General features: G+C 57.1%; 2 tRNA genes. Both read right to left on the bottom strand.

The window, feature by feature from the left end:
• Positions 1-65: 65 nt before the first annotated feature.
• Positions 66-142, bottom strand: a tRNA-Asp gene (locus HWX22_RS31715).
• 82 nt (positions 143-224) lie between these two features.
• Positions 225-300: transfer RNA gene (locus HWX22_RS31710), tRNA-Glu, on the bottom strand.
• Positions 301-333 lie beyond the last annotated feature (33 nt).

The raw sequence follows: 333 nt of genomic DNA, 5'->3' as shown, positions 1-333 counted from the left end.
CGTAGCGACACGCGGACCGGCAATGCAAACGAAAAAGCCCGCACGAGGCGGGCTTCTTCATTTTTTGGCGGAGCGGACGGGACTCGAACCCGCGACCCCCGGCGTGACAGGCCGGTATTCTAACCAACTGAACTACCGCTCCAGCTTTCTTCACTCTCACCCGCAGGACCTCGTTCACGCCCTGCAAGCGTTGCGACACTTCTACTATGAAACGCCGCTGAATCTGGCGTCCCCTAGGGGATTCGAACCCCTGTACTCACCGTGAAAGGGTGATGTCCTAGGCCTCTAGACGAAGGGGACATAATCTTTTCAGATCTGTCTGACTTCCGCTAT

The sequence above is a fragment of the Burkholderia sp. BCC1638 genome, assembly GCF_902833195.1.
Classification (GTDB): domain Bacteria; phylum Pseudomonadota; class Gammaproteobacteria; order Burkholderiales; family Burkholderiaceae; genus Burkholderia; species Burkholderia diffusa.
The sequence above is the reverse complement of the archived record's forward strand: the minus strand, read 5'-3'. Positions and strand labels throughout refer to the sequence as shown.